The 23,722-nt window shown below is 55.3% G+C and carries 20 protein-coding genes; 17 read left to right on the forward strand and 3 right to left on the reverse strand.

What is annotated here, in order from left to right:
- Positions 1–169: 169 nt before the first annotated feature.
- The 10 genes from RB_RS12880 to RB_RS12920 all read left to right on the forward strand — a co-directional run bounded on the left by RB_RS12880 (position 170) and on the right by RB_RS12920 (position 11,933).
- The gene (locus RB_RS12880; protein WP_007333284.1) at positions 170–1,873 is read left to right on the forward strand and encodes a sigma-70 family RNA polymerase sigma factor; all 1,704 of its coding nucleotides are present in this window, start codon (positions 170–172) and stop codon (positions 1,871–1,873) included.
- A gap of 297 nt (positions 1,874–2,170) precedes the next feature.
- Positions 2,171–4,669: a cytochrome-c oxidase, cbb3-type subunit I gene (gene ccoN, locus RB_RS12885; RefSeq protein ID WP_011120869.1), complete on the forward strand. Its 2,499-nt coding sequence runs from the start codon at positions 2,171–2,173 to the stop codon at positions 4,667–4,669.
- Between the two features lie 60 nt (positions 4,670–4,729).
- Positions 4,730–4,906: a hypothetical protein gene (locus tag RB_RS27765; RefSeq protein ID WP_007333282.1), complete on the forward strand. Its 177-nt coding sequence runs from the start codon at positions 4,730–4,732 to the stop codon at positions 4,904–4,906.
- On the forward strand, positions 4,903–5,520 hold the full coding sequence (locus RB_RS12890) for a cbb3-type cytochrome c oxidase N-terminal domain-containing protein (RefSeq protein ID WP_011120870.1): 618 nt from the start codon (positions 4,903–4,905) through the stop codon (positions 5,518–5,520). Before RB_RS27765 ends, RB_RS12890 begins: the two co-directional genes overlap by 4 nt.
- A gap of 11 nt (positions 5,521–5,531) precedes the next feature.
- Complete coding sequence (ccoG, locus tag RB_RS12895) at positions 5,532–7,049, forward strand: cytochrome c oxidase accessory protein CcoG (RefSeq protein WP_011120871.1); 1,518 nt, start codon at positions 5,532–5,534, stop codon at positions 7,047–7,049.
- A gap of 2 nt (positions 7,050–7,051) precedes the next feature.
- Positions 7,052–7,585 carry a FixH family protein gene (locus RB_RS12900; RefSeq protein ID WP_007339097.1) on the forward strand — a complete coding sequence of 178 codons (534 nt, stop codon included), beginning with the start codon at positions 7,052–7,054 and terminating at the stop codon, positions 7,583–7,585.
- Position 7,586: 1 nt separating this feature from the next.
- Positions 7,587–8,408, forward strand: coding sequence for a sulfite exporter TauE/SafE family protein (locus RB_RS12905; protein ID WP_011120872.1), 822 nt, complete (start codon positions 7,587–7,589; stop codon positions 8,406–8,408).
- A gap of 9 nt (positions 8,409–8,417) precedes the next feature.
- The gene (locus RB_RS12910) at positions 8,418–10,919 is read left to right on the forward strand and encodes a heavy metal translocating P-type ATPase (protein ID WP_011120873.1); all 2,502 of its coding nucleotides are present in this window, start codon (positions 8,418–8,420) and stop codon (positions 10,917–10,919) included.
- A complete protein-coding gene (ccoS, locus tag RB_RS12915; RefSeq protein WP_007333277.1) occupies positions 10,916–11,125 on the forward strand; it encodes a cbb3-type cytochrome oxidase assembly protein CcoS in 210 nt (69 codons plus the stop codon). Before RB_RS12910 ends, ccoS begins: the two co-directional genes overlap by 4 nt.
- Positions 11,126–11,168: 43 nt before the next feature.
- Positions 11,169–11,933 (forward strand): esterase/lipase family protein, encoded by a 765-nt coding sequence (locus RB_RS12920; RefSeq protein WP_164921958.1) that lies wholly within the window; start codon positions 11,169–11,171, stop codon positions 11,931–11,933.
- Positions 11,934–11,948: 15 nt separating this feature from the next.
- Here RB_RS12920 and RB_RS12925 read toward each other — a convergent pair whose 3' ends face one another.
- Entirely contained in the window at positions 11,949–13,106 is a 1,158-nt protein-coding gene (locus tag RB_RS12925; RefSeq protein WP_007327711.1) for a hypothetical protein, read from the reverse strand.
- A 278-nt stretch (positions 13,107–13,384) separates the two neighbouring features.
- Here RB_RS12925 and RB_RS12930 point away from each other — a divergent pair, with 278 nt between their 5' ends.
- The 6 genes from RB_RS12930 (at position 13,385) to RB_RS12955 (ending at position 19,133) form a co-directional block, all read left to right on the forward strand.
- Positions 13,385–13,795: a nuclear calmodulin-binding protein gene (locus RB_RS12930; RefSeq protein WP_007327709.1), complete on the forward strand. Its 411-nt coding sequence runs from the start codon at positions 13,385–13,387 to the stop codon at positions 13,793–13,795.
- Positions 13,782–15,284 (forward strand): helix-turn-helix domain-containing protein, encoded by a 1,503-nt coding sequence (locus tag RB_RS12935; protein WP_011120875.1) that lies wholly within the window; start codon positions 13,782–13,784, stop codon positions 15,282–15,284. Before RB_RS12930 ends, RB_RS12935 begins: the two co-directional genes overlap by 14 nt.
- Positions 15,281–15,679 carry a hypothetical protein gene (locus tag RB_RS12940; RefSeq protein WP_011120876.1) on the forward strand — a complete coding sequence of 133 codons (399 nt, stop codon included), beginning with the start codon at positions 15,281–15,283 and terminating at the stop codon, positions 15,677–15,679. Before RB_RS12935 ends, RB_RS12940 begins: the two co-directional genes overlap by 4 nt.
- Positions 15,680–15,701: 22 nt before the next feature.
- Positions 15,702–16,916: a GTPase gene (locus RB_RS12945; protein WP_164921959.1), complete on the forward strand. Its 1,215-nt coding sequence runs from the start codon at positions 15,702–15,704 to the stop codon at positions 16,914–16,916.
- Entirely contained in the window at positions 16,913–18,175 is a 1,263-nt protein-coding gene (locus RB_RS12950; protein WP_164921960.1) for a class I SAM-dependent methyltransferase, read from the forward strand. The genes RB_RS12945 and RB_RS12950 overlap by 4 nt, the downstream gene beginning before the upstream one ends.
- A 130-nt stretch (positions 18,176–18,305) precedes the next feature.
- Positions 18,306–19,133, forward strand: coding sequence for a DUF4339 domain-containing protein (locus RB_RS12955; protein ID WP_007333269.1), 828 nt, complete (start codon positions 18,306–18,308; stop codon positions 19,131–19,133).
- 51 nt (positions 19,134–19,184) lie between these two features.
- Here the strand turns inward: RB_RS12955 and mdoH are convergent, their stop codons facing one another.
- Both mdoH and RB_RS12965 read right to left on the reverse strand, forming a co-directional pair.
- Entirely contained in the window at positions 19,185–21,230 is a 2,046-nt protein-coding gene (mdoH, locus tag RB_RS12960) for a glucans biosynthesis glucosyltransferase MdoH (RefSeq protein ID WP_011120880.1), read from the reverse strand.
- A complete protein-coding gene (locus RB_RS12965) occupies positions 21,220–21,681 on the reverse strand; it encodes a hypothetical protein (protein WP_011120882.1) in 462 nt (153 codons plus the stop codon). Before RB_RS12965 ends, mdoH begins: the two co-directional genes overlap by 11 nt.
- A gap of 571 nt (positions 21,682–22,252) precedes the next feature.
- On the opposite strand from RB_RS12965, the gene RB_RS12975 reads away from it, so the two are divergent.
- A complete protein-coding gene (locus tag RB_RS12975) occupies positions 22,253–23,605 on the forward strand; it encodes a glucoamylase family protein (RefSeq protein ID WP_011120884.1) in 1,353 nt (450 codons plus the stop codon).
- Positions 23,606–23,722: the final 117 nt, after the last annotated feature.

Consider the following 23,722-nt stretch of genomic DNA (forward strand, 5'->3'; position numbering starts at 1 on the left):
CCGACCCAACTGAAGCGTTCGCGATTCATGATGAATCGCATTTGAAAAGATTTCAAACACGACATTCACAGTCATTGTTGAACTGAATCACGTGATTCAGGTTCCCGCAAACACCAACATGACTGACCGTTCCATGAAGGAACGTGACCCATAACAGGAGGTTTTTCCGATGCAATTGATGGACCAAGATCTTTCGCAACTCATCGCCCGCGGAACCAAGGACGGTTTCCTCACCTACGATGAAGTCAACGCATACCTGCCCGATGAAGATGTCAACCCAGAGAAGCTCAACTCGCTTTTGTTGGCCCTGGAAAATCGTGGCATCCAACTGATTGAAGCCTCGGAAAAGAAGGCTCGCGACGCCGCTGCACGTCGCCCGTCCCCAAACGTTCGCGGACTGCGTTCGGTCGACATGACTGCCGACGAAGAATCGCCCGAACAAATCTTGGCAAACGAAGCCGCGTCGCAAAGCTTCTCTTCGGCTGACATGCCAAAGGCCAGCGAAGATCCCATTCGCATGTACCTCAGCCAGATGGCCGAGATCCCATTGCTGTCTCGCGAAGAAGAGATCGCACTGGCAAAGAAGATCGAAATCACTCGCAAGCAATACCGTCGCTCGCTGTTGGAAACCGACTACGCTTTGCGAGCCACCGTCGACACTCTGCAAAAAGTCCACTCGGGCGAACTTCCCTTCGACCGCACAATCAAAGTCTCGCTTACCGAGCGATTGACCAAGGAACAAATTTCCCAGCGAATGCCGCACAACCTGCGAACGCTGAATGATTTGATCGCCAAGAACAAAGCCGACTTTGAAATCCTGGTTCGACGCAGTGCATCGCCACGCTTGAAAGCCGAAGTCCGCAAGCAATTTCTTCGTCGCCGTCGCAAATGCCTGGAACTCGTCGAAGAATTGTCGCTGCGAAGCCGCCGCGTCACACCATTGCTGCATCAACTCGAAAAAATCTCTGGCCGAATGACTTTCATTCGTGAGCGTTTGGCCGACCTCGGCAACGACGCGATGAGCCGCGACGAAGCTGCTGATCTGCGTCAAGAACTTCGCGAATTGATGTTGGTCACACAAGAAAGCCCAACCAGCTTGCACAACCGCATGGCCAAGGTTCGCCGCCACTTTGATCAATACGAAGCAACCAAACGCGAACTCAGTGCCGGCAACCTTCGCTTGGTGGTTTCGATCGCGAAAAAGTACCGCAACCGCGGTCTGTCGTTCTTGGATCTGATTCAAGAAGGCAACACCGGCTTGATGCGAGCGGTCGACAAATATGAATATCGTCGCGGTTTCAAGTTCAGCACTTACGCAACATGGTGGATTCGTCAGGCGATCACTCGTGCCATCGCTGACCAGGCTCGCACAATCCGAATCCCCGTGCACATGATCGACGTTCTCAGCAAACTTCGCCAAGCACAAAAGCGACTCACTCAAACACTCCGTCGCGAGCCAACCTACGAAGACATTGCCGAAGCGACCGATGTTCCGATCGAAGAAGTTCGCCGAGTGATGGACATCGGACGACACCCCGTCAGCCTGGACCGTCCCGTCGGCGAAGGCGAAGACAGCAGCTTTGGCGAATTTGTCCAAGATAGCGAAACGGACAACCCGGTCCGTATCGCCGCCAGTGGCATGTTGCGAAACAAGATTGACGAACTGCTGAAAACACTGACCTTCCGCGAACGCGAAATCATTCGCTTGCGTTACGGCTTGGTTGATGGATACAGCTACACGCTCGAAGAGTGCGGTCGAATCTTCAAGGTCACTCGCGAACGCGTTCGTCAAATCGAAGCCAAAGCGGTTGCGAAGATGCAGAGCCCATCACGTGCCGAGCGTTTGTCGTCTTACCTCAAACCCGCCGCTTAACACTTTCGGCGTGCTCACCCTGAACCGGGTGAATTGAAACACAGAGAGCCTTCGGGGAATCGTCTTACCCAGACGAATTCCCGAAGGCTTTTTTTGATTGAAACGGCCTGCTGACGTTTCAACCCAGACACCCACATTTCGCGAATTGTGATACAACTCTGCGACGACGCCCCCTCCCTGCAGCTCGGGACGATTGGACTGACCCCACGGCGAAATACGTGGCGTAATGTCGCGGAAACCGAAATCTGCAGGTGTTGGTATGGGTTTTTAGGACGACTAAGTTTTTAATATTGGCAGGTGATCTTCACTGATCACCGATGCCCGTGGCGATTGCCGCTTGGGTGTTGCCGCATTCGTGTTTGGATGCTGTTCAACTACGGAAATCTGAGGATAGAAATGGCGACTGGTACGCCGACGAACGGTCCGGATGACGCAGCCTTGTCATCGGACTCAGGCACAGAAGAGGTTCGGCTGGAACAGTTTCAATATGACGACGGCATTGTCCGTTTGTTTGCGACGGCCACGATTGTGTGGGGCATTGTCGCAACCCTGGTTGGTCTGATCGTCGCTGTGCTGCTGGTGCTTCCGTCGATCACGGGTGGATTGCCCTGGTTCTCGTTCGCGAGGCTGCGTCCTCTGCACACCAACGCCGCCATCTTCGCATTTGCCGGCAACGGAATTTTCGCCGCGGTCTACTACAGCACACAACGACTTTGCAAAGCCCGTATGTGGAGCGACGTCCTCAGTCGTCTGCACTTCTGGGGTTGGCAACTCATCATTGTCCTGGCAGCCATCACGCTTCCTCTGGGGATCACCCAAAGCCGCGAATATGCGGAACTGGAATGGCCGATCGATTTGTTGATCGCGGTCGTTTGGTTGTTCATTTTCGGTGGCAACTTTTTGATGACGTTGATCAAGCGACGCGAGCGACACATGTACGTCGCGTTGTGGTTCTACATTGCCACGATCGTGACCGTCGCGCTGTTGCACGTGTTCAACAACCTCGTCATTCCCGCTGGTTGGTTCAAAGGGTACAGCGTTTACGCGGGTGTCCAAGACGCATTCATGCAGTGGTGGTATGGCCACAACGCGGTTGCGTTTTTCTTGACGACGCCATTCCTGGGGCTGATGTACTACTTCCTGCCCAAGGCGGCTGAACGGCCGGTTTTCAGCTACAAACTCAGCATCATCCACTTCTGGTCGCTGGTCTTCATTTACATTTGGGCCGGTCCTCACCACCTGCACTACACCGCACTTCCCGAATGGGCCAGCACACTGGGCATGTTGTTCAGCCTGATGCTGTGGATGCCCAGCTGGGGTGGAATGATCAATGGTTTGCTGACCCTGCGTGGTGCATGGCACAAAGTCGCCGCTGATCCGGTGCTGAAGTTCTTTGTCGTCGGCGTAACATTCTACGGCATGAGCACCTTTGAAGGCCCCATGTTGTCGATCAAGTCGATCAACGCGTTCACTCACTACACCGATTGGACCATCGCACACGTTCACGCGGGTGCACTCGGTTGGAACGGATTCATGGTGTTCGGAATGCTGTACTGGCTGCTACCACGGTTGTTCCAAACCAAAATGTGGAGCGACAAACTGGTCAGCTTGCACTTCTGGACCGGGACCATCGGAATCCTGCTCTACATCATCCCGATCTACGCTGCTGGCCTGATGCAAGGCTGGATGTGGCGAGCGATGGATGACACCGGCCACTTGATGTACCCGGACTTCATTGAAACAACTCAATCCATCGTTCCACTGTGGTGGCTGCGAGTTGTAGGAGGCGTGCTGTACGTCAGCGGCATGCTGATGCTGGGTATCAACTCCATGATGACATGGATGGGACGCCCTGCTGAGTATGAAAACCCAGTTCATACCGCACCTCGCTTGACCAAAACCTACATCGATCACACACCGACTCCCACCAGTGCGATTGATGGTGCCCCAGTGCTGGAGCTCGGCAAAAAGGTCAGTATTTGGAGTCAAATGGGATGGCACCGTCGTTGGGAACGGTTGCCAGTTCGTTTCACTGTGTTCACCACAATCGCCGTCGTTGTCGCCACATTGTTTGAGGTGATTCCGACGTTCTTGATCCGGTCCAATGTGCCGACCATCGCGACCGTCAAACCATACACACCGTTGGAACTCGCCGGACGACACATCTTCGTCTCGGAAGGCTGTTACAACTGCCACTCACAAATGATTCGCCCAATCGTTTCGGAAACCAAACGCTACGGCGAGTACAGCAAGCCAGGCGAATTCATCTACGATCGTCCGTTCCAGTGGGGCAGCCGCCGCATCGGTCCTGACTTGGCTCGCGAAGGTGGCAAGCAAAGCAGCTTTTGGCATTGGACTCACTTCGAGAACCCAGAGAACGTTTCGCCGGGAAGTGTGATGCCCGCCTATGGGCATCTCCTGACCGAGGAAATGAACTACGACGCCATCGCCCCACACGTCAAAGTCGCGGCCTACTTGGGCGCGGAGTACACCGACGAAGAGCTGAACAACACGGCCGAAGTCGCTTACAAACAAGCTGAATACATCGCGGCGGACATTGTCGCGCAAGGTGGCCCCGCGAAGGCTTACGAAAAACAAGCGGTCGCGTTGATCGCCTATCTGCAACGCGTCGGCGTGGACTTGTTCGCGACGGAAGAACCGGCCGCGGAAGAATCCGCCGAACCAGCAGACGCGGACTCCGAATCGAGTGAAGAAACCGCTGAACCTGCGGTTGAAGAAGCGGCCCAGGCCGTAACGGGCGACGGACCAAACCAAGACACTTTCGTGGTGAACTAGCACTTCCGCGAAACGTCATTTGACTCCGAAGCCTTTCCAAATTTCCTTTGTGAGAACGTCATGATCCGAGATCTAGTCAGCGCTCTCGATTATTCATCGTTTGCCGAATTGGCACTCGCTCTGTTTGTCATCGCCTTTGCCACGATGACTTATGGAACACTCCGACTTTCCAAGAATGCAACTGATCGATTCGCATCGATTCCACTGAGTGACGAAGTGGAGGACCCACGACCATGAGCCAAGTGACAGAATACGACAACGCGCCCAAGACCGATCACGCATATGACGGGATCGAGGAGTTCGACAATCCGTTGCCGGGTTGGTGGAAGTGGTTGTTTGTTGCTTCGATCGTGTTCAGCCCGTTCTACTTCCTCTTCTATCACGGCGGTGCCGCTGGTCGTTCGGTGGAAGATCAGTACGGCATCGCTTTGGCGGAAAACACTCGTCTGCAATTCGCAGAAATCGGTGATTTAAATCCAGACGAAGCGACCCTGGCCAGCTACATGAACAAACCCAATTGGGTTCGTGTCGGTCAGTCTGTCTTCAAAGCCAACTGCATCTCTTGCCATGGGCGCGAAGGCGAAGGGCAGGTTGGTCCAAACCTGACCGATGAATACTACAAGAACGTGAAGAACATCGAAGACATCGCCAAGGTCATCATCAATGGTGCCGGTGGCGGAGCGATGCCGAAGTGGTCGGATCGGCTGCATCCGAACGAAATCGTTCTGGTTTCCGCGTATGTCGCAACGTTGCGTGGCCAGAACATTGAAAGCAACCGAGGTCCGGAAGGCAAAAACATTCCACCGTGGCCCGAACCTGTTGAAGACGAACCCGAAACCCCCGAAGAATAAGACCAAATCCAATGTCCACCCGAGCATCGTTGCCTCTGTTTTCGCCTTCGCCTTGCAAGGTGTGCTATGCGGCGGATCGCGATGGGACATCGAGTGGATCGGGAGCATCTCAAAACAATGAAGCGTTGCTCAAACCAGAAGATCACGTTTTGAGCACGCTGGAAGCCGATGGCAGCCGCCGTTGGCTTCGACCAAAGCTATCAATGGGCGAATGGTGGAAACGCCGGCGCGTCATCGCTTACATCTTGATGGTGGTTTTTGTAGCCATCCCGCATTTGCGGATCGGTGGAAAGCCTCTGATTTTGCTCGACATCGCCGCCCGTGAATTCACGGTGCTGGGCAAAACCTTTTATCCAACCGACACGTTGGTGCTGGCATTGTTCATGCTCAGCATCTTCGTGAGCATCGTCTTGATCACCGCGATCACCGGCCGAGCTTGGTGCGGTTGGGCATGCCCACAAACCGTCTACATGGAATTTTTGTTCCGCCCCATCGATCGCTTCTTCGATGGCACGCTGGGCAAAGGCGGCAAGCCGGCCCGCGGAATCAGCCCGGTTTGGCAGATCGCTCGCTTTGCCGTTTATCTTGTCCTCTGCATGTTTTTGGCTCACACATTTCTGGCCTACTTTGTGGGCACCGAGAAACTTGCCCAGTGGGTCCGGAGTTCACCAATCGATCATCCGTCGGCGTTTCTCGTCATGGCGGCCACGACAGGATTGATGCTGTTCGATTTTCTGTTTTTCCGAGAACAACTGTGTCTCATCGCGTGCCCCTACGGACGCTTTCAATCGGTCATGCTCGACGAGCAATCCAAGATCGTTGCCTATGACCCGGTACGCGGCGAACCTCGCATCAAAGGAAAACGAACACACGACGATGATCGTGGAGTTGATCTGGTGCGTGGAAAAGCCGCCGGCGATTGTGTCGATTGCCACCAATGCGTCGTGGTTTGTCCAACCGGAATCGACATTCGCGACGGACTGCAAATGGAGTGCATCAATTGCACCCAGTGCATCGACGCGTGCGATGACGTGATGGAAAAAGTGGGTAAACCGAAGGGATTGATTCGCTACAGCTCACAGGACGCCATCGCTCGCAAACCGAAGAAATTGCTGCGTGCAAGAACGATCATTTACCCAATCGTTTTGGTGGGAGTCTTCTCCGGTTTGGCCATGGCGATCTCCAGCAAAAGCGGATTTGACGCGAGGATTCTCCGCGGACGCGGGGCACCTTACTCACTGCTGGGTGCCAAAGAAGTTTCCAACGCATTCAATCTTCGTTTGGTCAATCGCACCGAGATTGCCCAAACCTATGAACTGTCGACAAACGACTCGAGTGTTGAGGTCGAAATCATCGACGCCGACGCCCAACACCTCGAACCAGCCGAATCGAAACTGCTGCCGATTCGATTGAATTTCCCTTCATCCATGACCATGGGCGATGGAAACGAATCAATCGAACTGACGGTCAAGGATCAAAGCGGCAATGAACGCATTATCTCTATGAAGGTCTTGGGGCCACGCCGCTAATCATGTCATCGCAAACCGAACTCAAACCATCCGTGGAAACGCAACAAAAGGATGAGCGTCGTGCCAAACGATTCTACATTGGTTTGGTGCTGTTACTTTTCGCGATCCAAGCAACCATCCTCGGCACCGCGCTCAAACTTGCGATTGGCGATCCGGCTTTGGCCGTGGTCCCGGACTACCATCAGGCAGCATTGAACTGGGATGAGTCTTATCGCGCTTCGCTGGCGTCCGATCGCTTGGGATGGAACGTCGATGTCATCGTTTCAAAAGTCTCAGACTCAAAAGGACAGCGAGCGATCTCTGTCGAATTGCACAACCAGCAAGGGAAAACACTGGACGATCTGAATGTTGACGCGGTCGTTTATCGCCATGCGGATGCGGGTGCGTTTCAGGCGGTTGACTTGCCAAGCACGGGCGAAGGCCGTTACCTCGGAATGGCCTCGATGCCGCAACAAGGACTATGGCAACTCGAAGTGACCGTCGATGGAGCGGGAGAACCGATGACACTTTCTCGCACACTCGAATTGGAAGATTGAGATGTGGATGTTAGCCAGTGCCGTCGTCACGGCCAGTTTATTAGGCAGCATGCACTGCGTTGGCATGTGCGGACCTCTGGCGATTTGGGCCAGCGGTGCTGGTGAGAAACAACCGAAGTCGACGGTGATTTGGTCCACGACGCTATATCACCTTGGTCGACTATCGACATACGTCTTGGCGGGACTGATCGCCGGCACCATTGGCAACTTGGTTGAAATTGGTGGCGAAACGCTCGGGATTCAGCTAGCTGCCGCACGTGTGGTTGGCTCGATCATGATGGGACTGGGCATTTGGAAACTTTGGCAAATCGTTTCCGTTCGCAGCAACGCCCCGAAACCAATCACCCCGTCTCGAATTGGTGGCCTGCTCGTACGGTTGCGCCCCCTGATTTTCAAATTGCCAGTCGGCGGACGAGCCCTTGCGATTGGAATGCTAACCACGTTGCTGCCTTGCGGATGGTTGTATTTGTTCGCTCTGGTCGCAGCGGGTACTGGGCAAACACTCAATGGTGGTTTGGTGATGGCAGCGTTTTGGTTGGGAACCGTTCCCGCGCTGACGGCGCTCATTGCGGGCACCCAATCGCTATCTCGCCGTTTCACTAAATTCATTCCCACCGCGGCCGCCGCGACGTTGATTATCACCGGTGGGTACACCGCATCAGGACGCGGCTTCGCGGATTTGAATTCATTGACAGATATCCGTGCCAATGTGGACTTGGATCTGAATGGCACAAACTCGCAGCAAACACTTTCCGAGCTGACCGAGACACCGCTGCCTTGCTGCTGCGCCGAGGGCATTCCCTGCGAAACGCCGCAGGAGTGATGACAAATCATGCCTTCGAATCTCGGTGCGTCGAAGAACGAGGACGCTTCGTCGACCGTCGAAACGTCGCTTCCTTGCGTGCACTGCGGTGAACCAACCGAGGTGCATCGCGATGCCGATCCGAAGACTGTCTTTTGCTGCAATGGTTGTCGTGGTGCCTATGAGCTGATCCATGGCTGGGGCTTGGAAAGCTACTACGGATTGCGAGACCAATTGGCGGGCGGTGGACAGCCAATCGACCGCGACGGCCAAGCAACGTCCGCGGATTCGCTGCACGAGCGATACACCGTCTTTGATCGAGCCGATTACTTGGGTGCATCTCAACCAATCGAGCAATCCGACGGAACGATGGTGTGTGAACTGGCCGTGCATGGACTGCATTGTGCCGCCTGTGCGTGGCTGATTGAAAACGTTGCGACTCGAACGCCAGGTTGGCTGGATGCTCGCGTGAAGATGAGTGAGCACACCATGCGAGTCGTGTTCGATCCTAAGAAAATCTCACTCAGCCGAATCGCGCAACCGCTCGACCGGCTCGGCTATGAACTATCGCCGCTACCCGAACACCGCGAAGATCATTTTCGGCAAGAGAATCATCGACTGCTGATCCAGATTGCTTTCGCAGGGTTTTGCGCCGCCAATGCGATGTGGATTGCGATTGCGTTGTACGCTGGCGAAGCATCTGACGTGGAGGCCGAGCACTGGTCATTTCTCAGATGGATGGGGACCGGGTTGGGATTGGCAGCCGTGCTTTTACCCGGTCGGACGTTTTTCCAAGGTGCTTGGGCCTCGATTAAAACGCGAACGCCGCACATGGACCTTCCCGTTGCATTGGGCCTGACGGTCGGAACCGTCGCGGGCGTCATTGCGGCGATCACGGGGCAGGGCGAGTCCTACTTTGATTCGCTGGCGGTGTTGGTTTTTCTGCTCTTGATTGGACGCTGGATTCAGTTTCATCAACAGCACCGCGCAGCAAAAGCGGTCGATTTGCTGCTTCGAATCACACCTCGTCACACACAACGCATTTTGGCAAACGATCAGACCGAACTCGTGTTGGTCGACAATTTGCGTCCCCACGATTCGGTACGGGTGATGGCGGGACAAAGCGTTCCGGTCGATGGAGTGATCCTTGTTGGCCAATCATCGATCGATCAATCATTGCTGACCGGCGAAAGCTTGCCGGTCTCGGTACAGGAAGGCGATTCCGTTTCCGCTGGAACGGTGAACCTGCAAAGTCCGCTGGACATTCGCGTGACGTCAGTCGGGCGTGAAAGCCGCATTGGACAGGTCATGCAATCGGTGGAAGAGGCGGCGGCGCAGAAGACTCCGATCGTGCAGCTTGCCGATTCGATCGGTGGCTACTTCGTTGTGATCGTCACTTTACTGGCCATCGCGACTTTCTTCGCTTGGCTGAGCGACGGGTTTGGGATCGCTGCTTCGCACGCGACTTCATTGCTCATTGTTGCCTGTCCGTGTGCGTTGGCGTTGGCCACACCGCTGGCAATCGCGGTGGCACTGGGACGAGCAGCCAAGCGGAAGATCTTGATTCGCGACGGATCTTCGCTGCAAACGCTGGCTTCCGTCGGAACAATTTGGTTCGACAAGACTGGCACACTGACCGAAGGCAAACCAAGAGCCACCTTTGTCGAGGGTGATGCTTCAGCGATCGCTCACGCAGCCGCAATCGAACGGCACTGTGAACATCCAATCGCGATTGCAATTCAGAGGGAAGCTAGTCGACGTGATTCAATCGTTCCGACAAATGCTCAACTCGGGCAAGTCCACGTTGGTGGCGTTTCCGGATACAGCGATGGGCACGCGGTTTTAGTTGGCAGCCTTTCATTCATGCAAGAAAACCATGTTGTCATCACCGAACCGGTTCTCTCCGCGTGCGATCACTGCACCAATCAATCTGCCAGTCCCAGTATCATTGCAATCGACGGCATCGCCTCATGCGTGCTCGCGATCAATGACCCGCTCAAACCAAACGTCGGCCAATTCATCGAATCGCTAAAACGCCGAGGTTGGCGAGTTGGAATTCTATCCGGGGACCACCCCCAAATCGTGGCTCATGTTTCCGAACAGTTGAACCTGGACGCCGCGAAGGCACTCGGGGGTTTGTCGCCCGAGGACAAATTGCAACACGTCCGCGATCACTCAAGTGGTTCAACGGTCATGGTTGGCGACGGTGCCAACGATGCCGCGGCACTGGCGGCGGCCGATGTGGGAATCGCGGTTCGCGGTGGCGCCGAAGTCAGTCTACAAGCTGCACCGATTTACGTTGCCTCGGACAGTATGACATCCATTTCAGATCTGATTGGTGCCGCACGGCGAACACAAGCTCTGATACGAACGGCTTTCGCCGCCTCGCTCAGCTACAATTTGGTAGCGGTTGCTTTGGCAATGTCGGGACGAATCAGCCCCCTCGTCGCGGCGATCTTGATGCCGATCAGTTCGGTCACCGTGCTAGCACTCACGCTGGCATGGCCCATTTTTCGCGAAAAACAATCATGAGTGTTCTGTTCATCGCTCTTCCGTTGGCCCTGTTGTTGGGTGCGGGTGGAACAATCGCCTGCATCATGTGCATCCGCGGTGGCCAATACGACGATTTAGAATCCCCCGCCGTCCGAATTTTGATCGACGACGAGCCCAAACCGAAGCAATCGACGGCCACGAAAACAGCCGACACCGCCCAGCCTTCCCAAGATCGCACACGCTGAATTTTGAGCGAAATTTGGCTTGGTGGTGGCCGATAAGAGGCTTATGGACCGCCACTCGCTCAAAATTGCAAAATTGCACGATCACGACACCCACGACTTGGTGATCGCAACTCACGGTTTCCTTTCCAACGGAAAAAGCCTGGATCCAATCGCGGATTCGCTAACGTCCGCCGGGTATGAAACTTTGGTGTGGGATTACCCCAGCTTGCGCGGTTCGATTTTGTCGCATGCAGGTTGCCTTACTGCGGTGATTCAGAAAGCCCTCTGCAGACCCGACATCGGACGAATCCACTTCGTTACACACAGCATGGGCGGCATCATTGCGAGAGCGGCCATCGCCCAATCTCGCATGGAAACGATCGCGAAAAAGCGTTGTGGCCGATTGCTGATGATGGCACCGCCGAATCGCGGTTCTTGGCTGACAAGATTGCCACTCGGGCCGTTCGCGAACCGTTTTCCACAACTCGCGGAACTGTCCGAGAACGAGAGCAGCCTGGTCAACCAGCTACCGCGTCCTCATCGAATTGATGTCGGCGTGATCGCGGCGCAGAAAGACTGGATCGTTTCTGAGAGTGCGACCCACCTGGACGGGCAAGCCGATCATGCCGTGATTGCGACGTCGCATCAGCGATTGGTTCAACATCCGCTCGCCATCGAGATGACGCTTCGCTTCCTCGAAGAAGGGAGATTGCGAACGGTTGCCGAAACCGATGCGGCGGCAATGACGATTCCAATTCGTCCGCAGACCGAACTGAACGATTCAGTCCACGACGAGCGAACGGCGGGCAATCAACGGCGTGCCGCCTGACACGCGGCGATCTGACTACTGCTTGACGGCTTTCACTTCCGCGGACGGCTTGGGAACCGCGAAAAACGTGTTGGCACGGCGGACGCTATCAGGGTCCACTTTTTCAAGCTCTTCGATTGCTTCGGCGGCCTCTGGCTTTGGGCAGGCTCGAAGGTAATTGACCGCGGGCACTCGCACCCAGTTGTTCTCCGCGTCAGCGTCCAAGAACAACTGCTTGATACGATCGATTTGGCTCCAATCTTTCCAACGAGCCAAATCGGGAATCACCAAGTCAGCCAGGTCAGGCCGGTCGAGAATGTGGTGCAGCGATTGAACCAAGGCACTGCGAGCAATCACGCCGCCCTCACTGCCGTGAAACCGGACCGCCATGATCGCGGCATAGGTGTCAGCATAGGACGCCTGCTTGTTCTCAAGAAACAGCTCGTCGATCACTGGCAGGCCCTGCTCTCCCGCAAGAGTCAGGTAGCAAGCGATCAGAGCGTCGAGCCCTGAACGGCTGCTCTTTTGCGTGCTTTTGAGCATCGATTCCAGCATCGGCAGGTCTTCTTGATCGCCGCAAATGCCCAACAAAGTCAAATACATGCGTTTGCGGTCGGGCGACATTTCGGGATCTTGAATCCAAGTGACCAAGGTATCGTGGTCCAAGGCCGATTTGATCTTTTGAATTTCATCGTAAGGCGTGGATGCAAATTCGTCGTACGCGTCCCGCGACAGCATTGAATCTTCGTCTTGCAGGTACTCGTAGTAGAACAGCAATCGCTCGGACGGCTCTTTGTCAGCCAGCTGCGTGATCTTTTCCAGATACTTCTCGCTTTTTGGAGTCAGTGGCAGGCAAGACCATTGCATGTCGCGAGGATCGACTCCGCTGAGCATAAAGCGGCGTCCTTTGGCCACATCGCCGAAATAGACCGCAGTGACCTCTTGACCAGCTTCGACGTGTTCGCCGCCCTTGAGCACGGTTTCAATTCGCATTTTTATCTGTCCAGTGTCCGCATTGCGGGTCAGATCGCTCTGCAACGCCGTTGCGACGACCACCGCGTCCATGACCTCCATCTCTTGCCGCAGCGTTTGAGACACAGCACTGCAGAACGGGCAGGCGGACGCGATTGGACCGGCCACGAGAGTTCCGAGCACCAACACGCCGACGAGGACACGAGTTTTCAGAGTGGTCATGAATTCACAAAAGGTGGGTGGGTGACTTGCGGGATATCGAGGACATTTTCTGTCGCCGATGCATCAGAGTCTACGTTTCAGATCGGGCGGTGTTCAGACCGACCCCAACCGAAATTCTAGCACTTGGACCAATAATCGGAAACGAAACGACTCATCCTGATCGATGGGTTGTGCCGATAACTCCGATGAAACCAGTGTGGACCACGCCACGCGGGAAAACCACGCGATCAAAAAGATCCATCGCCTAACGCGATTCATACCCGGGGGGGAATGTCGGAATGTACCAACGAGCTACCATCTTGGCCGCAGCAGCGGTCGTCTTCATTGTGGGCTTTGCCTGCGATTCTCATCACGCCGCCGCTCAGGGCTACGGTGCCCCTGTGGCAATGGGAGCCGGTGGAACCCTTCCCAATGCGATGGGTCAAATGGGCTACCAGGGCCAGCGTGCTTATGGCCAAAGCTGGGGATCATCCGCCGCCAACACCGATTGGAACCGGATGTACCACTATCCCTATGTCTATTACCCCCAAAACTTCTGGGGCCAGGATTATTACAAGAGCAGCGACAGCTTGTATCATCGCTACCCAACGGAAATGAGAATTCCCGTTTACAATAAAAGCTGGCACAACTATTACCCCAGCAATCGCCGGTTCCACAAAGGGCACCACTTCATTCTTGACACGTTCTAGTCGACCGTCACGCCCCAGATCGCTCATCAAACAGCTCGATGCATCCACCGCACGCGTGTGGATCATCGATGCTGCCGGTGACCTGATTCACCTTTCGCCCTCAATGGCGGAGTGGCTGGGGGAATCCACCGAGACGGACGAGTCACAAACGGTCCAGACGATGTCCGACCAATGGGTCGACGCGCTGCGTCCCGATCCATCGATCCGTATTAGAGGTCACCAAACCCGACGGATCACTCTTTCAGACCATATTGGCGATTCAAAGGGTGTCGGCGATCGAGAGGGTGTCGGCGAGAGTCGCACCAGCGATGAAGCGTTGACCGCGGTCGCCCATTGGGTATCACTCGGCGACAGCGGCTACACGATTGGCTGCGTTGGTGAATTTCTTCGTGATAGCGAAGTGCCGCTTTCCGACTGGCTGGGTGAAGGCGGACTGCGTCAGGAGTCGCTGCTTCGCGAATTGATTGCCAAGCATCAAACCTCCAATGCCCGCACCGCGGACATTTTGCTGGCGGGAGAATCCGACGCCGCGGAGTTGCTGCGTCGACGCGTGACCACCGCAACTTCGATGCGATGTCATCTTGGTCTGTTCACGCCAACCAATTCGAGCAGTCGTGAACTGGCGTTGCGACTTCACGACGCGTCCGCACCTGGCGAATCACTCACGATCGTCGACGGAGCCTTGATGGATGCCGAGCTTTTGGAAGCTTACGCTGCTCCGGCGATCCAATCGATCAACCAACACGATTCCCATCGCAGCAACGCGACGCTGCTGATCGAACGTCTGGATGAAATGCCCGACGATGCCCAAGTCAAATTAAGTCAGTGGGTGGAAGTGTTTGGCGACCACCTTCGTCTCATCGGCATGCTTGATCCTGCGCGTGTCGTGGAGAACCATTTGCATCGCGGCGAACCCGATGATCCTTTGGATGCGCAAATTGCTGAACTGACTCATATGCCGCAAGCGGTCACGGGCATCGCTAAGCCATTGATGAACCTGATGCGTGCCATGCCAATCACGATCCCTCGATTGAAGGATCGTCGCGAGGACATCCCGACGTTGGCAACGGCGTTGCTTCGGGAGGCTCATCGATCTGGCCAACCGCAGAAGCGAATGTCCGACTCTGATCTGCCCCGCTTGGGTCGCGACGCGATGGACGCGTTGACACTGTATCCCTGGCCGAATGATTTTGATGAACTTGCCGAAGCGATGGGCTCTGCACTTGGTCGCGTTGTGGGAGATCGAATCGGGCGTGATCACCTGCCCCTGGTCATTCGTTCCTATCGAGTCGGCCCTCGAACCGAATCGGAACAAGAACCCGAAAGAATCGAAAACAACTTCCGGATCGATTCACTGGACGAGGCTGTTCAGAAGTATGAACGAGAATTGATCGAACGAGCGATGGAAGCGTCGCAAGGCAACAAGGCCGAAGCGGCTCGCCGTTTGGGAATCAGCCGTGCTCGATTGCTGCGAAAGCTGGACGGATGAATGCCGTGCAGATCAAACTTTGGGTGACCGGCCCCGAGTCCGAACGCTGGTTCGATGCCGTGAGGGTGTTGTGGAGCACTGATTTCCACCCGGAATCATTTACCTCGCTCGACGATATTCCGATTCGCAAACGCAATCTTCGGTCCTCGCAACCGGCCACCGCCGAAGTCGTTTTGTGGGCCGGCGACCAAAATGGGATCCACGAACTGATCCAGTGGCTCCACTCTCGATCAACTCAGCCCGGCAATCGCCTTTACATTGCGGCGGGTCAATGGTCCGATGCCGAACGTTCGGTACTGCAACGATTTGGCGTTCGTCTGATTGTTGCCGAGTTGACCGACCTGATCGCTGTTGAGCACGTTGTGCGAGAGTGGTCGCTTCGCATCTCACATTGACCAATTCATCTCGCTCGCATTCATGACTTCCACCAATGAAACGACCGCAACTCGACTGACGGGCGTGGGGCTTTCAGCCGTTGCCGTGATCGGTCTTCGCGGCCCGCGGGCACTTCAGTGCGTGCAAGATTGTTTCACTCCCGCAACGAATGCTTCATCAAGTTTGTCGGCAGGACAGGTTCGCTACGGAACGTGGAAGAGCAGCGACGACGGTCCCGGAGAATCAATCGTCCTGACCCCAATGACCGATGGCAGCTTTGAGATTCATGGGCATGGAGGAGAGGCCGCGGTCAGTGCCATCCTCGCTTCGCTCACCGATCGCGGTGTTGAATCGGTTGAGTCATCGACTTGGCAAAAATCCGCACCGATCTTGTTGTCCGAAGCGGAACACGTCCTGCAACGCTGTGTGACCAGCCAACAAGCTGCCGTCGCGCTCGATCAAACTCGAGGCCAACTGGCTCAGTGGGGTCAGCATTGGCTTCAGCGTATCGATGAGGTTTCATCTTCGGACGAGTTGTCAGAAGAAACAGAATCTTTGCTCGCAGCACTTTGCAAGGACGCCCAAACGATCGCGGCGAACGGCGAACGTGGAGTCCGCCTAACGGAACCTCGTCGTTTGGTTTTGGCGGGACCACCAAATGTGGGCAAGAGCAGTTTGATGAATCAAATCGTCGGCTTCCGACGCAGCATCACGCATGACTCCGCGGGCACGACTCGAGACGTTTTGCAATGCGACACCGTGATTGCCGGGGTTCCGGTACGAATGAGCGATACCGCAGGCATTCGCGAAACGAGCCACCTGACGGAGTCGAGCGTGGCGATCGAACGAGAGGGGATTCGCCGCGCTTCGGTGGCCGTTGAGTCGGCCGATCTGCTGCTGATTGTGTGTCAACCGTCGACGCTGATTGATTTGCAAGACTTTCGACGATCCCTGCCGGTCTCGAATAAAACCCATGTTGTGGAAGTGCTCAACAAAGCAGACTTGCTGAGCGACAACGCCAAGTCGATCGCTAACGAAATTGAGCATCAAACCATCGCGAGTGAAGATGACGATCCCGGCGTCGGCAAACTAATGAAAACGCTCGCCGCACACCTGACCGCAACACTTCCCCCTCGTCATTCACCGGTTCCAATCTGCCAACGACAGCTCGAACTGACGAATCAACTTTGCCAGACAACGTCATTGAAGAACGCGGCGACTATGTTGCGACAATTGCTAACCGGAGTGGCATCGTGACCTCGTCATCGGTTGATTTGGAAGTCACGGACGAACTGCGTGAGGCCATGCGAGATTGCATCGCCGGACGCCTGCATTCGCCGGTGATGCAAACACTGTCCAGTGGAACCAAGGCGATCCTAAAAGACATCGCGGGATTGCAAACCCGAGCGATCGCCACGCTTGGTCCACCTAAACGGGAAGGCGAATCATGGTGGGTGACTCGACGAGCGATCCAACAATCCACCACCCTGCGAGTCGCGGACTTCAAAGCAACCTGGTTTGGCGATCAGCCGGTTACGGACATTTGCTGTGGCATTGGTGGCGACCTGATCGCTTTGGCCCGTCGGGGCCCAGCCACCGGGATCGACGCAAGCCAATCGGTTCTCTCGTTCACCGCCGCGAATTTGATCACGGCCGATGTCACCGCGAAGCTGCGTTGTTTGGATGTGATGCAATCGAAACCGGCTGAGGTTGCCGATGGCTCGAAATGGATTCACATCGATCCCGACCGAAGAGCCGACAATCAACGACACACTCAACCTGATGCTTGGCTGCCGAGTTGGGAACGTACCAAGCAGTTGCTTGGTCAGGCCGAAGGTGGTTTGGTAAAGATGGCTCCCGCGACAACGCTTGATTCATCCGTCACACAGTCTTGTCACCTGATGTGGATCTCATCCGGGGGAAGCGTCCGTGAGCAAACCGCGATCTGGGGCAAACTTCCAACACCACCGAAAATTTCGAGCGATGAACAGGATTGGCAGGTCGGTGGACGATCCGCAGTCATTCTGAAGCATGACTCTGCTCATCGTTTCGGTTGCAGTTCGGACAACTGGACGGAGTCCGCACCATCCACATCTTCGGTCGAAAGCTGGATGATCGATCCGGATGGAGCCATTCGCGCAGCGGGACTGACGGACCATTTCGCTCGTCGTCATCACGCCAAAACGTTGGGCGGACCGTCCGGATTCTTGACCGCCGATTGGAATGAAACGGACGTCGAAAATCCGTCCTCACAAGCATCCATCCGTGAACTTGCCATGTTCGCGAAAATTCGCGATCGACTTTCCTGTGACGATCGGGCGCTGCGACGATACTTTCGGAAAGCAAAGTCATATCCAGAAATCATCAAGGTTCGCGGAGTTGACATCGACCCAGCCAAGTTGGGAAAAAAGCTTCGCGAGTGCGGAGAGACTCCCCTGGCGTTGTGGATCGGCAGGAACGGTAAAAAAACCTACGCGGTTGTGACGAATTTGCCCCAGCAAGCCCCCACTTTCTAGCGGGAAGACTCGGCCCAAATTCCGTTGATCGGTCGTTCGCACGAGCAATCGGGTTTCAATTATAGTGGTGCGGTTGAGATCGACTGATCTCGTCTCCTCTCTTCTTCTTCTCGATTCGGACCACGGTGTTATGGGCGTTCGTTTTGCTTGCCATGCGTGTGGGAAGCGACTGAACATCAAGAACGAACTCGCCGGACGTCAGGGTGTTTGCCCAGCGTGCTCGGTCCGCTTTCGCATTCCGACAGAAGACCGCCCGCAGTCAATTGCTATCGAAGAAGAATCATCAGGCAGCCACCCGGCGGAGGTTTCGGACGAGCAAGATCCGACCGACGTGCTTGATTCATCGGACCAGACCCCCAGCGTCGATGTCGCTGACTCATCGTCTTCGGCCAGCACCTATGCGGCAACCGCGTCTGGTGGTTCGACGACCATCGAACGCCCCAAGGTCGAGAAGAACGCGAAACCCAAGTCGGAGAAACGACCGGCTGATCCAGCCACAGCTGAACCAACCAAGCCTGAAGAGATTCTCGGTGATTCAACTGCGGTTTGGTATGTCCGTCCGCCAAGCGGCGGCCAATACGGTCCCGCCGACGGTCCGACGATGAAACAATGGATCTCCGAAGGCCGCATTGCTGATTCGGCAATGTTGTGGCGAGATGGTTGGCCAGATTGGAAATCAGCCGGCGAAATCCTACGTCAGTTGAATCACAAAGGTCCGACGATCGCCGCTCAACCGGCACCCAAGCCCATTCTAGCGACACCCGGCAACGCACACCTCGTCGATGGCAGATTGGTCGACGCCCCTGCTGATCGAGACAAAGTTGCGATCCTTCATCGAGGTGGCCCGCTCGAATCAAGCAAACGCAAGCGGTCTCGAAAACGGATCGCCGCGACCGTTGCATTGATTTTGCTGCTGGTGGTTCTGGTTGCTGCTCTGGCGTACGTCATCACGCGCTGATGCGACAACCGGCTGATCGTTGCATCAGCCAACTCGTCCTGCACGACGACTTTAACCTGCTGCTGTAGCCAGACGTTTCGGACACGAGTGTGCCTGAACGTGCAGTTCTCGCAGCAACTCAATGTCACTCAGCAAAGCTCGTCTCAGCTCCATCGGAATCTTGGACACATCAACGCCACGGGGTTCTTCCTTGCCAGTCTGCAAACGCTGACTCGCATTGCGAACCAAGTTCCGTTCGCTATCGGTCATCGGATGTTCCGCGTGACTGGCCCGCAGCACACCGTGATGCGTGTGGAAGTAAGTCGGACTATCAATCAATTGCTCCAACATCGAAGACTTTGGCAAAACGGACCACTTTTGCTGCGATGCCAACATGGCATCTTCGTAGAGCTGATAGACCTCAGGAACGTTTGATTCTTGAGGAATCAGCAGCAACCGCAGCTTTGCCAGTGTCTTGCCAATTTCACGGCTTGCCATCGCCATCGCGAGCGGCACCGCCAGGATGAGTCCCGTGGTGATCGGCAAGAACCACACCGCCCACGATTGAGCGAAGGTGAATACCGCCGCGGTGATCACCACACCGAGGACAGTCAAACCGCCGTAGTCGCGAATCGCCTGGAATACTGGAACACCGTGCTCACCACGTTGTTGTGACGACCATTTCACCATGCGACCACGCAGCGTCGAAACGACAAAACGAGTGTGCATGATGGCCATGATCGGCGACAGCAAGATCGACAAAACGATCTCCAACAAAACGCTGATCATCATCGCAATCGCACCGCCAAACCGCACCGCCTGCCCCCGAACGACCACGTTGAAGTAACCATAAAACTTCGGGATCAGCAGCATCGCCATCGCTGTGATGAACAACCCCAACTGCATTGCGGTCGGCGAAACAGCGTCCAATAGTTCGAGTTCGGTGGCACCTCGGTTTTCGAGTGCCCAACTGGCAACGCACAAACATGTGAACAAGATCCAGAGTGGCGAACTGGCATAGGCCAAGACACCACTAAAAAAGTGCAGACGGCTAACCGGATGAAAGCCTTCACTGAGCAACAATCGACTGTGTTGCAAGTTACCTTGGCACCAACGTTGATCTCTTTGTGCGTAGTCAGTCAATGTTGTGGGACACTCCTCGTAACTTCCGCCGAGGTCGTTGGCCAAGCGGACCTTCCAGCCTCGACGAACCAGCAACGAGGCTTCGACAAAGTCATGCGACAAAATCTCTCCGCCCAACGGAGCTTGTCCAGGCAGAACGGGTAGATCGCAGCAATCGCAAAACGCTTCGACACGAATGATCGCATTGTGACCCCAATAGTTTCCTTGTTCGGCCGCCCAAGCGTCGAAGCCTTCGCAGAATACGGGACCGTAGGCCGCAGCAGCAAACTGTTGCATGCGCGCGAACCACGACTGTCGACCGATGGGCGTTGGTGGAACTTGCAAAATGCCAAGCCGGTCATCGGCTCGCATCCGCCGAACCATCTCAATCATCGTGTCGGGTTCGAGCAGGCTGTCAGCATCCAAGACAATCATGAATGGATACGGATCGGACCAACGTCGACAGAAATCTGCAATGTTCCCAGCCTTGCGAGCCACGTTTTCCCGGCGATGCCGGTAATAAACATTGCACGAAGTTGAAACCTGCTCTTCCAGGCGATCCATCAGCTGAGACCAAGCCAGCTCTTCGGCGAGCCAAACCTCAGAATCATTTGTGTCACTGAGAACGAAGAAATCGAATCGCTGATCCGGTCCCAAACTGCGGACCATCGCTTCCACTCTGGCGAAAACGTCGATGGGAGATTCGTTGTAGACCGGTACCAACACCGCCGTCGGCGGGTCATCTCCCGTGGATGGTTCCGCTTCTGCTGTGGTCGGTCGTCGACGAAGTAAACGGACGAAGCCCAACGTTGCGACAACAAACGAAAAAGCAATCCATCCAAACAGCAAGGCGAACAACGGAACGCTCAACCATTCCAACCACCCGCGACCGTTGGCGGACATCGACACCACGTAAACGGACGTGCCGGCCATCGCGATCACCAATGTGATGACTGCGATCAACCAACGTGTTCGCTTGGTGCTTTTACTGACCATCGGTCATTGCCTCAGGCTGCGGCGATCGGCCCTTACCATCAACCAACCCAAACATCGCGAGGATAGGTTGTTGAATGTGACGCGATGCCATCTGCATCCACCACTGCGGCCGCAACGGGCCGATCAAAGGCGGGGTCTCGTTGTGACGCAATGTCCGAGCTCCAGATCGCGGAATCACTCGACGACGTTGGTTGCCTTCCACTTCGTTTTCGCTGGATTGAAAGAACAACTCGTCCATCGCCGCTTCCAAAGTCACCTGCGGAAGACGTGGGTCATCAGTCTCGATCGGATCGTGCAGATCTTCGGTGCAACCCGCGTCAACTCGCAAACGCTGTTTAGCGAGTCCGACAAAGTAGTGAGATTGGTCACGAACACTGTCGGGATGGTGGTGCCCGCAGCGATGCAAATAGTCCGCAATGACAGACAGAGAAAGGTCGTTGAGAGTGTTCATCGGAAGAGCCTGAAAAGAAAAGGGGCCAGTCGAATGAGTGGCGAGTGGGCTTCACGTGATGTCAAACCAAACGGTCAAAGCATCGACGTTCACCACCACCAGGGTTTATCAAATCCCGCGCCAGAAATTTCGGTCGCGCCCGCAAATTCCTCCGGAAATTAACTAAGGGAGTTTCGACCGGCTCACTGGGCATGCTAAGCATCGCATCGCCTCCCTCATTGATATGAGAAAGCAGTGTGAATTTCTTGCGGGTCGATGGGGTGATGAATCCGCATGCAAATCGACGCCCGTTGAACGATTTGCTGCCAAAATTGGGTGCAGCTGGGCGAAAGTGGCGGGATCAACTCAGATTCTTGTTCTCAGCTTCAACGATGGCTGAAAATCGAATCCTGAGCTTGCAACAACGCCTAAGCAAAACTAACATCCCTAATCGACAAACAAAGCCGCCCATTGGCCCGTAGAAGAGTCTACCCCCGCCTTTTTAGCAGCTCGTCCTGATACGGAGTCTCTGCTGCGTTGTCGCAGCGATGGTCGACAACCTGCCAACACCCCGCCTATTGGATCCGTCAGCATGAAGCGACGATTGCTTCTTTCAGCCTTCGCTGCCGCGCCCTTGCTCGCTGCGCATCGTCTTCGTGGAGACGGAGACTTCTCAATGGTCTCCGCTGGTTCGCGGTCGACCATGGAAGATCTGATGATGAACGAGAACTCTTACCCATTCTTGGATGATTTGCGTCGTCGATGCTACCTGTATTTTGAGGAAGCCGCTGACCCGCAAACCGGACTAATCGCTGACCGAGGCCACGCCGACGGAAGTTCGTTCAGCACGTATGCCAGTTCCGCTGCCTGCGGATTTGGTTTGGCTGCCCATGGAGTCGCTGCCAACAATGGCTGGATTTCGAAAGAAGAAGGTGCATCACGCGTTCGAAAGATGCTGGGCTTCCTGGTCAACGAAGCCCAACATGAACGCGGTTTGATCTACCACTTCGTCGATCGCATTACCGGCCAGCGGGCCCTCGATAGCGAAGCGTCGACGATCGACACAGCTTTGTTGATCGCCGGTGCAATGCATGCGTCACAAGTGTTCCAAGACGATCGCGAATTGGTTGAAATGGCCGACACGTTGTATGAACGTGTCGATTGGCGTTGGATGCTTGGCGACAACGGGTGTCTCCACATGGGTTGGCAACCCGAAATCGGAAGACTCCCTTACCAATGGGATCGTTTCAGTGAACTGACGATTCTCGTGCTGCTCGCAATTGGTGCTCCTAGTTCTGCGATCCCACCGAGTTGTTGGAACGCGTGGCGGCGCGAGAACGTTTTGCATCATCAGGGTGAGTCGTTCGTCAGCTATCCGCCATTGTTCGTGCACCAATATCCGCAGGCGTTCTTCGATTTCCGAGGTGTTGTTTCGTCTGATGGACGCAACTACTGGCGAAACTCTCAACTGGCCCACTTGGCTCAGATTGAATTTCAACAATCGCTTGCTGATCAATCACCAAAACGATTCGGACACTATGGTGAAGATTTGTGGGGTCTGACCAGCAGTGACTCATCGAACGGCTACCGCGATTGGGGCGGGCCCTACGAAGACGGCCAAGCTCAACCCGATCGTGGTATCGATGGAACCGTCGTGCCGAGTGCGGCGGGTGGCGGATTGGCCATTGCCCCTGAGCAAACGATGCGGACACTTCAGTACCAAAAAAACACATTTGGTGAATCGGTCTACGGACGCTATGGATTCGTCAACGCTTTCAATCCACGGCGTGGCTGGATTGGATCCGATGTGATCGGAATTGATACAGGCATCACCCTCCTGTCCGCATCCAACTTGTTGGAAGAGGGTGTCTGGCAGCCGTTCATGCAACACCCCGCCGCCAAGCGAGCCTTCCGTTTGGCCGGTTTCCAACCCTTGGCTGCTTAGCAAGGGAACTGAGGCGTAGACGCAGGTTTCAAAGATTCACTTGGGCACGCTGAATGCGTCTTGGGAGCTAAACTGCTTCGGTGACGCCTTAGCAGTGCGTCACTCCCATTCTGCATG

The sequence above is a fragment of the Rhodopirellula baltica SH 1 genome, assembly GCF_000196115.1.
In the GTDB taxonomy this organism is placed as follows: Bacteria; Planctomycetota; Planctomycetia; order Pirellulales; family Pirellulaceae; genus Rhodopirellula; species Rhodopirellula baltica.

Excerpts from the sequence above, each read along its gene's own strand:
- RB_RS12925 (WP_007327711.1), bottom strand. The coding sequence starts at position 13,106 with ATGACCACTCTGAAAACTCGTGTCCTCGTCGGCGTGTTGGTGCTCGGA.
- RB_RS12940 (WP_011120876.1), top strand. The coding sequence starts at position 15,281 with ATGAATGCCGTGCAGATCAAACTTTGGGTGACCGGCCCCGAGTCCGAA.
- RB_RS12910 (WP_011120873.1), top strand. The coding sequence starts at position 8,418 with ATGCCTTCGAATCTCGGTGCGTCGAAGAACGAGGACGCTTCGTCGACC.
- RB_RS12920 (WP_164921958.1), top strand. The coding sequence starts at position 11,169 with ATGGACCGCCACTCGCTCAAAATTGCAAAATTGCACGATCACGACACC.
- RB_RS12880 (WP_007333284.1), top strand. The coding sequence starts at position 170 with ATGCAATTGATGGACCAAGATCTTTCGCAACTCATCGCCCGCGGAACC.
- RB_RS12945 (WP_164921959.1), top strand. The coding sequence starts at position 15,702 with ATGACTTCCACCAATGAAACGACCGCAACTCGACTGACGGGCGTGGGG.
- ccoS (WP_007333277.1), top strand. The coding sequence starts at position 10,916 with ATGAGTGTTCTGTTCATCGCTCTTCCGTTGGCCCTGTTGTTGGGTGCG.
- RB_RS27765 (WP_007333282.1), top strand. The coding sequence starts at position 4,730 with ATGATCCGAGATCTAGTCAGCGCTCTCGATTATTCATCGTTTGCCGAA.
- RB_RS12900 (WP_007339097.1), top strand. The coding sequence starts at position 7,052 with ATGTCATCGCAAACCGAACTCAAACCATCCGTGGAAACGCAACAAAAG.
- RB_RS12965 (WP_011120882.1), bottom strand. The coding sequence starts at position 21,681 with ATGAACACTCTCAACGACCTTTCTCTGTCTGTCATTGCGGACTATTTG.
- RB_RS12905 (WP_011120872.1), top strand. The coding sequence starts at position 7,587 with ATGTGGATGTTAGCCAGTGCCGTCGTCACGGCCAGTTTATTAGGCAGC.
- RB_RS12930 (WP_007327709.1), top strand. The coding sequence starts at position 13,385 with ATGTACCAACGAGCTACCATCTTGGCCGCAGCAGCGGTCGTCTTCATT.
- mdoH (WP_011120880.1), bottom strand. The coding sequence starts at position 21,230 with ATGGTCAGTAAAAGCACCAAGCGAACACGTTGGTTGATCGCAGTCATC.
- RB_RS12890 (WP_011120870.1), top strand. The coding sequence starts at position 4,903 with ATGAGCCAAGTGACAGAATACGACAACGCGCCCAAGACCGATCACGCA.
- RB_RS12955 (WP_007333269.1), top strand. The coding sequence starts at position 18,306 with ATGGGCGTTCGTTTTGCTTGCCATGCGTGTGGGAAGCGACTGAACATC.
- RB_RS12975 (WP_011120884.1), top strand. The coding sequence starts at position 22,253 with ATGAAGCGACGATTGCTTCTTTCAGCCTTCGCTGCCGCGCCCTTGCTC.
- ccoG (WP_011120871.1), top strand. The coding sequence starts at position 5,532 with ATGTCCACCCGAGCATCGTTGCCTCTGTTTTCGCCTTCGCCTTGCAAG.